This window comes from Sphaerospermopsis aphanizomenoides BCCUSP55 (genome assembly GCF_001586785.1).
Taxonomy (GTDB): Bacteria; Cyanobacteriota; Cyanobacteriia; order Cyanobacteriales; family Nostocaceae; genus Sphaerospermopsis_A; species Sphaerospermopsis_A aphanizomenoides_A.
In genome coordinates this window covers 1-7,172 of the sequence record NZ_LUFH02000166.1, presented here as the reverse complement: position 1 = coordinate 7,172, position 7,172 = coordinate 1, and the positions used below count along the sequence as shown (strand labels likewise).

Genomic DNA, 7,172 nt, shown 5'->3' with positions numbered 1-7,172 from the left:
ACTCCCCAACTCCCCAACTCCCCATCTTTTATATTCTGCCCATCCTGGTCTAATTTCTACAGCGGGTTGAGGAGTAATCAGAGGGGATTGTAATTCTAAGCTACGGGATATTACAACTTTTTGGGCATCTTCTGGCAATTGTCCCATCACTACAGGACATCCAGCTTTAATAATACCTGCTTTTTCTCTGGCAATATCGGCTACTGTTGGCCCTAGTTGCTGCCAATGTTCCCTACTAATGGAAGTAATTACTGTTACTAAAGGCTTATTACAAACATTTGTTGCATCTAAGCGCCCTCCTAGTCCCACCTCAACCACGGCTACATCAACTTTCTGTTGTGCAAAATATAACCAAGCTGCTGCGGTAATTACTTCAAATTGGGTCGGTGATTCTTCTTCTGGGTCAATTGCAGCTTGAACTTGTTGTATTAATTCTGACAATTTCTGTGAATTAATTGGCTGTTCATTGACACAGATGCGCTCATTCCAATCTATTAAATGGGGTGAAGTATATTTTCCTGTGCGATAACCAGCTTCAGTGAGTCCAGAGGAAAGATAAGCGCATACAGAACCTTTGCCATTAGTTCCAGCAACATGAATGACAGGAACTTTTTCATGGGGGTTGTCAAGATTTCCTAATAATTTGACTATGCGGGATAGTCCTAAATTAACACCAAAGTGTTGAAAGGGTTGGAGTAAGGAGTCGATGTTCACAGGAATTGAGGACTGGGTATTGGGGACTGGGGACTGGGTAACGGGGACTGAGGACTGGATAAAATATCCTCCCGACTCCCCACACCCTACACCCCACACCCTACACCCTGATTACGCTTCTTTGTTCAAAAAGTTTTGTACTTGTCTAATAGCAGCAGCGCCGATATTAAAAGCAGCCCAACCAGCAGCAATAGCTAGTGGTGCTAAAACGAGGATTACACGGGTATCAATGTCCATATCTAGAAGCCCTCTGTTAAGTAGAAATTAAAGTTTTGTCAACAGTTATCAATTTTTATTTTTATCTGAACTGGGGAATTTTTCCAAGGGAAAGTGTAAAGAATGATGAAGTTCAGGAGTATGGCTTCGCCACGCTTCGCTATCAGGAGTTCAGGAGTATGGCTTCGCCACGCTTCGCTATCAGGAGTATGGCTTACGCCACGCTTCGCTATCAGGAGTTACAGGAGAAAGAAGAAGTATGGGAGAAAGAATGAATTTTCCCCCTGCCTCCCCTGCCTCCCCTGCCTCCCCTGCCTCCCTACACCCTACACCCTACACCCCTACTTAAACCCGATATCTGTACCCTTCCCGGCGTGGACTAGGGCTAATTTTTTGTATTTTTCGGCGTGTTCGATGAGTTCTGCGGCTTCGGTTTCTGTCAATTGACGGACGACTTTGGCGGGGATGCCTACAACTAGGGAACATGGGGGTATGTCTTTGGTTACTACTGCACCTGCGCCAATGATGCTACTATGACCAATTCTGACTTTATTTAAAATAATTGCGCCGATGCCGATTAAACTTCCTCGTTCAATGTGGGCAGAATGTACCACAGCACGATGTCCTATCGTGACATGATCTTCTAAGATGGTGGGCAGACCAGGATCACCATGTAAAATGGCTCCATCCTGTATGTTTGTGCATTCGCCAATTTCAATGCGTTCTACATCCCCCCTCACTACTGCGCCATACCATAAGCTCGCACCTGCGGCGATGTTGACTGAACCAACAACAACGGCGTTGGGTGCGATAAAGGCGGCTTGAGAAAAATCGGGAGATGTCCAATAGGAAACAGTAGACACGATAGAATATTGATATGGTACCCAGGAACACTGGAAAAACTCCAACCTCGATGGCTGGTTGCACAACCAGGATATCACAGCCCTTTGGCCTGTACGCTAAGGACAGCACTACTGAGATTTGCTTTTGCGGCAACTCATTATTGTGTGTAGTGGTGAGCAACTCACTCAAGGTGGTAGAGCCGAAGTGTAAAATCCAACCTATTGGTGCTGGTAAAGACAAAACTATGCTTGTACGCACTTCATGATGAATCCAGGCTTGCAGTACCCAATATTTGGCCCTGAAATACAGTGTCCTCACTGTCGCCAAACCATTCCCGCGCTGACGTTAACTGATACCTATCTGTGTACTCGTCATGGCGCGTTTGAAGCAAACCCGAAAACGGAAGAGTTGGTACATCTCCAGTCGGGTCGTCATTGGCGCAGGTGGAATAATGAATGGTATCGACAACATACTCATCCCGATGGGATTCGGTTTGAAATTCACGAGGCGTTAGATAAGCTTTATACTCAAGGATATAGAGCGACAAAGGTAATTATTGCCCGACGCTATCAAGAGTTGATGAGTGGCTATTTGGAACGCAGTAGTCCTTGGCGTTCTGGACAGCCGGAGACTGGTTCTGCTCGTTTGTATGGTTTACCAGTTGAGTTTAGTCCCGATCCTGCTGAAGATCCTTGCTGGGACGTGATTAATTTTGATTTGGACAAGGAACCTGGTGTGCCGGTGCGTTACCCTTATTTCCGGCTGTTTGAGTAAATTATGGCAATTTTAGGTTTTAGGTTGTAGATTGATCCTCAATCCAAAATCTAAAATCTAAAATCTAAAATTCTATGCACCATGCTTCTATTCGGACTGCTAATATTCACCGTGCGATCGCTTTCTATGAGCAGTTAGGATTTACGGTTGGCGATCGCTTCACTACAGGTTATACTCTTGCTTGCTGGATGGAAGGTTTGGATAGCCGCATTGAATTAATCCACATTCCCCAGCCAAAACCAGCCCCTGATGCCTTTGCAGATGAGCATTATGTGGGCTATTATCATCTTTCCTTCGATTTAACTGATGTTGCGCCAGATTTGCACAGCTGGTTAGAAAATTTAAAGGCGAAAATAGCTGCGATAAGTGAGTTGCAACCTTTAAAAATCCTTTTAGAACCAACTCAGCAACAAATAGGCGATCGCATCCTAGAGGTAACTTTCATCGCTGATGCTGATGGCTTGCCTTTAGAGTTTATTCGGTTTTTATAGCAGAAGGCAAAAGGCAAGAGGCAAAAGGCAAGAGTGAAACCCTGGCTATTATTAAGTTTCAAGGTTTAACAATGTCCTAATCATCCTGGCTACAGCTATAGCTTAGGGTGTGGGGTGTAGGGTGTGGGGAAAAAATATTTTCTCTTTATCCTGACTCCTGACTCCTGACTCCTGACTCCTGACTCCTGACTCCTGACTCCTGACTCCTGAACTCCTTCTTAAAATTTTCCAGAAAATTTAAACTCTAACTGTATAGGTAAAAAGATGTAGTCTTATTTACTTATATTTTGAAAATATATGTCTGTTATTGCTGTCTTCCATAGATATCGTGTTCCTCTACTACTATTCATTTTTTCTCTAATTGCAGCGGTTTCGTTGAGGCATACCTCTGCCAATAGCCAAAATTTAAAGATAATAAGCGGGGAACATTCTCAGCAAATTTTCGTAAGCACAAAAACAAATAATCTTACATTGACAACAGATATCCAGAAGACAGTAATGGATAATGGTTTAACTGTCTTGACAAAAGAAGTACATAATGCACCAGTTGTCACGGTACAGGTATGGTACAAAATTGGCTCAGGTTATGAAGCATCTGGTGTAAATGGTGTTGCTCATCAGTTGGAGCATCTGATGTTTAAAGGTACAAAAACTCGTCCTGTTCAATTTGGACAGTTATTTAGTGCTTTGGGTAGTGACTCTAATGCTTTTACTAGTTATGAGCAAACCGCATATTACAATACGGCTGAAAGTAACAAACTCAATGCACTGCTGGAACTGGAAGCAGACAGGATGCAAAATTCTCTCATTGATCATCAGCAACTAGCAAGTGAAAAGCAGGTGGTGATTTCTGAGTTAGAAGGTTATGAAAATAGTGCCAAATATCGCCTTAAACGTGCTGTATTGAAGTCTGTATTTCCTGATCATGCTTATGGTTTACCAACGGGTGGAACTCAAGCAGATGTGGAAAAATTGACTGTGGAGCAGGTGCGGGAGTATTATCAAAGATATTACACTCCTGATCATGCTGTTTTGGTAATTGTCGGAGATTTCCAAACTGCAAAAACTCTGGAAACTGTGAAAGAGGTGTTTGGGAAAATTCCTAAAGGTCAAACATCTGCACCAAAACCTATTACCCCTATTCCTCAAATTCCCACTTCTGCAATAGTGTTACAAGAACCAGGTGCGGGAAAGCTGATGCAGGTGATTTATCCACTTCCTGATGTCAATCATCCAGATGTACCAGCTTTGGGCGTGATGGATTATATTTTGACGGGGGGAAAAAATTCTTATCTGGATCGGGTTTTGGTGAATTCGGGTTTAGATGGTGATGTTTCTGCTCACGTCGCTAGTTTGGGAGCAATTGGCTGGTACGATTTATCTGTGAGTGCTGCACCAAGTCAAGATTTACAGAAAATTGATACCGTTATCAAAAATGCAATTACAAAACTTGCTAAAACAGGGGTGACATCAGAACAAGTTGAAAAAGCTAAAACTCAATTAATAAGTTCTGTCATCTTGAATAGACGTGATATCACTAGTCAAGGAATGCAGTTTGCTAACGATCAGCTAATTGCTGGTGATTATCGTTATACAGAACGTTATTTGGATAATGTCCGCAAGGTTAAAGCTGAAGATATTAATACTGTAATTAATAAGTATCTCCAACCAGAAGCGCGAGTAGTTGGTTTTTTTGAACCTAGCCAACAAAATGCCAAAAACGATAATCAATCATCTGCAACTACGACTGAAGAAAATTTTACTTCTGGTCTATCTTTAGCACCGTCTGAGGTAATAAAGTATTTACCAGATACGGATAATGTTAGCCAAAAAACAGACCGAATCTTACCACAAAAACTAACATTTGTCAATGGTTTGCGGGTGTTATTACTGCCAGACAAGAGTAGTCCGACAATAACTTTAAGTGCTTCTATTAAAGCTGGGAAAGAATTTGACGACAATGAGAAAGCGGGATTAGCGTCTTTGGTGGCAGATAATTTGATGAGTGGAACTAAAACCAAGGATGCATTAACTATTGCCGATATTTTAGAAGTACGAGGAGCAAGTTTAAGTTTTACAGCTTTGCGGGAAGGTGTACGCATTCAAGGTAAGAGTTTAAAGGAAGACTTACCTGTTTTGCTGGAAACCATGACTGATGTTGTGAAAAATAGTACCTTTCCTGTAAAAGAGTTAGAAAGAAGTCGTCAACAAGCGTTAAATGATTTAAATTTAAATTTAGATGATCCTGATGAGGTGGCTAATCGGAAATTAATCCAATCTATTTATCCGCAAAATCATCCATTACATAAGTTTCCTACGAAAGAAAGTATACAGAAAATTAAACGTTTTGATGCGATCGCATTTAGACAAAAACATTATCGCCCAGATACGATGGTATTGGTACTGGTGGGTGATTTTGATGCTCAGGAAGTGCGATCGCAATTAGAAAATCAACTTGGTAATTGGCAAGTCAAAGGAAAGCCAGCAATAGTAAAATATCCCCAAGTAGAGATGGTAGATCAGGGAGTGCGTGTTAATTCCGTTCTACCTGGTAAAGCTCAAGCTGTCACCTATATGGGTTATGTAGGCATTAAACGCCAAGACCCCAGATTTTATCAAGCTTTGGTGTTAAATCAAATTTTGGGAGGAGATACTTTATCTAGTAGACTGGGGTCAGAAGTACGCGATCGCTTGGGTTTAACCTACGGAATTTACAGCAGTTTCCAAGCGGGAAAAAATACAGGTACATTTTTGATTGAAATGCAAACCAGTCCAGAAGATACTAATAAAGCGATCGCCACTACTCGCAAAATCTTAAAACAACTACGTCTGCAAGGTGTGACGGAATTGGAAGTTGAAACCGCTAAACGCACTCTAATTAGTAACTACAATATTTCTCTGTCCAAGCCAGAGGAATTAACAGCGAGAATTTTGATGAATGAGGTTTACGGACTAGATAAAATAGAATTGCGCTCTTTTGTCGAAAAAATTCAGAAAGTTACAAAAAATGAAGTTAATCAAGCTGCACTTGAGTTACTCGCTCCTGATAAACTGGTTGTGGTGACAGCAGGCCCAGCAATGATCGCAGAGGTACAAAAGTGATTGGCGATTGACGAAAATCAGCCATACTCTTAACTAGCAACTTAACTTCTGCATCAGATTTTTAGCTTGTTGTGTGATCGCACTCCAGTTTTCTTCTAATACCCATTTTTTTGGGAATAATTCCCCACTTAAACCCACCGCCACAGCGCCAACTTGTAAAAAATCTGGAGCATTTTCTAAGGTTACACCCCCAGTAGGAATTAAGGGAATATGACCCAGGGGCGCTTGTAAACTTTGAATATAACTACTTCCGCCTACTGCTTGGACAGGAAAGACTTTGACACAACTTGCACCCTGAGTCCAAGCGGTAATAATTTCAGTCGGTGTGAGTGCGCCAGGTATAATAGGAACATCTTTAGCGACTGCGGCTTTAATCATTTCTGAGTCTGTATGGGGAGAGAAGAGAAATTGCGCCCCAGCAGCGATCGCATCTTGTAACTGCTGAACATTAAACAGAGTTCCTGTACCAATTAAACATTCAGGTAACTGAGTACGGAGTTGAGAAATTAAATCAGCAGCGCGATCGCTATTCCAGGTAATTTCTATCAGCTGCATTCCGCCATCAGCCACGGCTACAGCCATTTTTTCCCCCCATACCATTTTAGGAGCGCGAATAACTGCGATCACTCGACTTTGCTGTAACCGTGATAACCAAACTTGATCGGACATTTTGATTTTTGTAAACTACAAACACAAAAAAATTACCTCAATTATTTTTTGAATTGAGGTAAATTTCAAGTTTATAACTAATAGCTATTTTGTTAGGACTTACGAAAAACAACGAAAGATAAAGATTTTGGAATGGTAGGGTGATAGTGATAGGACTTACGCAAAAAAACGAAAAATCAAGGGTTTTGACCAAGGGGTAAAGTGATGGAAAAATCAAGGTCGAGGAGAGGAAAACCCCTACACCCAGTCGTCAAAGATAACTTCTGTGCGTAAGTCCTGAGTGAGATAGATAAAAGGAAAACCGTTATATAAAACCTACTCAAATCTACCTATCTGCCGATAGGCTGACTCTTGAGCGTCGTT

At 41.7% G+C, this 7,172-nt stretch carries 7 protein-coding genes; 3 read left to right on the top strand and 4 right to left on the bottom strand.

Annotated features, from left to right (window positions below; all coding sequences use genetic code 11):
* The 3 genes from A0J48_RS25380 to A0J48_RS25370 form a co-directional block, all read right to left on the bottom strand.
* Positions 1-714, bottom strand: a 714-nt coding sequence (locus A0J48_RS25380; protein WP_325079144.1) for a bifunctional folylpolyglutamate synthase/dihydrofolate synthase, incomplete at its 3' end; no start/stop codon positions are given.
* A 111-nt stretch (positions 715-825) separates the two neighbouring features.
* Positions 826-951 (bottom strand): photosystem II protein Y, encoded by a 126-nt coding sequence (locus A0J48_RS25375; protein WP_200327350.1) that lies wholly within the window; start codon positions 949-951, stop codon positions 826-828.
* Between the two features lie 320 nt (positions 952-1,271).
* Positions 1,272-1,793, bottom strand: a complete 522-nt coding sequence (locus A0J48_RS25370; protein ID WP_200327349.1) for a gamma carbonic anhydrase family protein — start codon at positions 1,791-1,793, stop codon at positions 1,272-1,274.
* 241 nt (positions 1,794-2,034) lie between these two features.
* Between A0J48_RS25370 and A0J48_RS25365 the strand changes: the two genes are divergently transcribed.
* The 3 genes from A0J48_RS25365 (at position 2,035) to A0J48_RS25355 (ending at position 6,140) form a co-directional block, all read left to right on the top strand.
* On the top strand, positions 2,035-2,547 hold the full coding sequence (locus A0J48_RS25365) for a TIGR02652 family protein (protein WP_200327348.1): 513 nt from the start codon (positions 2,035-2,037) through the stop codon (positions 2,545-2,547).
* Between the two features lie 74 nt (positions 2,548-2,621).
* The gene (locus tag A0J48_RS25360; RefSeq protein ID WP_200327347.1) at positions 2,622-3,038 is read left to right on the top strand and encodes a VOC family protein; all 417 of its coding nucleotides are present in this window, start codon (positions 2,622-2,624) and stop codon (positions 3,036-3,038) included.
* Between the two features lie 297 nt (positions 3,039-3,335).
* The gene (locus tag A0J48_RS25355) at positions 3,336-6,140 is read left to right on the top strand and encodes a M16 family metallopeptidase (RefSeq protein ID WP_200327346.1); all 2,805 of its coding nucleotides are present in this window, start codon (positions 3,336-3,338) and stop codon (positions 6,138-6,140) included.
* Between the two features lie 33 nt (positions 6,141-6,173).
* On the opposite strand, the gene A0J48_RS25350 is transcribed toward A0J48_RS25355, so the two are convergent.
* Positions 6,174-6,809 (bottom strand): bifunctional 4-hydroxy-2-oxoglutarate aldolase/2-dehydro-3-deoxy-phosphogluconate aldolase, encoded by a 636-nt coding sequence (locus tag A0J48_RS25350; RefSeq protein ID WP_200327345.1) that lies wholly within the window; start codon positions 6,807-6,809, stop codon positions 6,174-6,176.
* Between the last annotated feature and the right edge of the window lie 363 nt (positions 6,810-7,172).

Excerpts from the sequence above, each read along its gene's own strand:
- A0J48_RS25375 (WP_200327350.1), bottom strand. The coding sequence starts at position 951 with ATGGACATTGATACCCGTGTAATCCTCGTTTTAGCACCACTAGCTATT.
- A0J48_RS25365 (WP_200327348.1), top strand. The coding sequence starts at position 2,035 with ATGATGAATCCAGGCTTGCAGTACCCAATATTTGGCCCTGAAATACAG.
- A0J48_RS25360 (WP_200327347.1), top strand. The coding sequence starts at position 2,622 with ATGCACCATGCTTCTATTCGGACTGCTAATATTCACCGTGCGATCGCT.
- A0J48_RS25355 (WP_200327346.1), top strand. The coding sequence starts at position 3,336 with ATGTCTGTTATTGCTGTCTTCCATAGATATCGTGTTCCTCTACTACTA.
- A0J48_RS25350 (WP_200327345.1), bottom strand. The coding sequence starts at position 6,809 with ATGTCCGATCAAGTTTGGTTATCACGGTTACAGCAAAGTCGAGTGATC.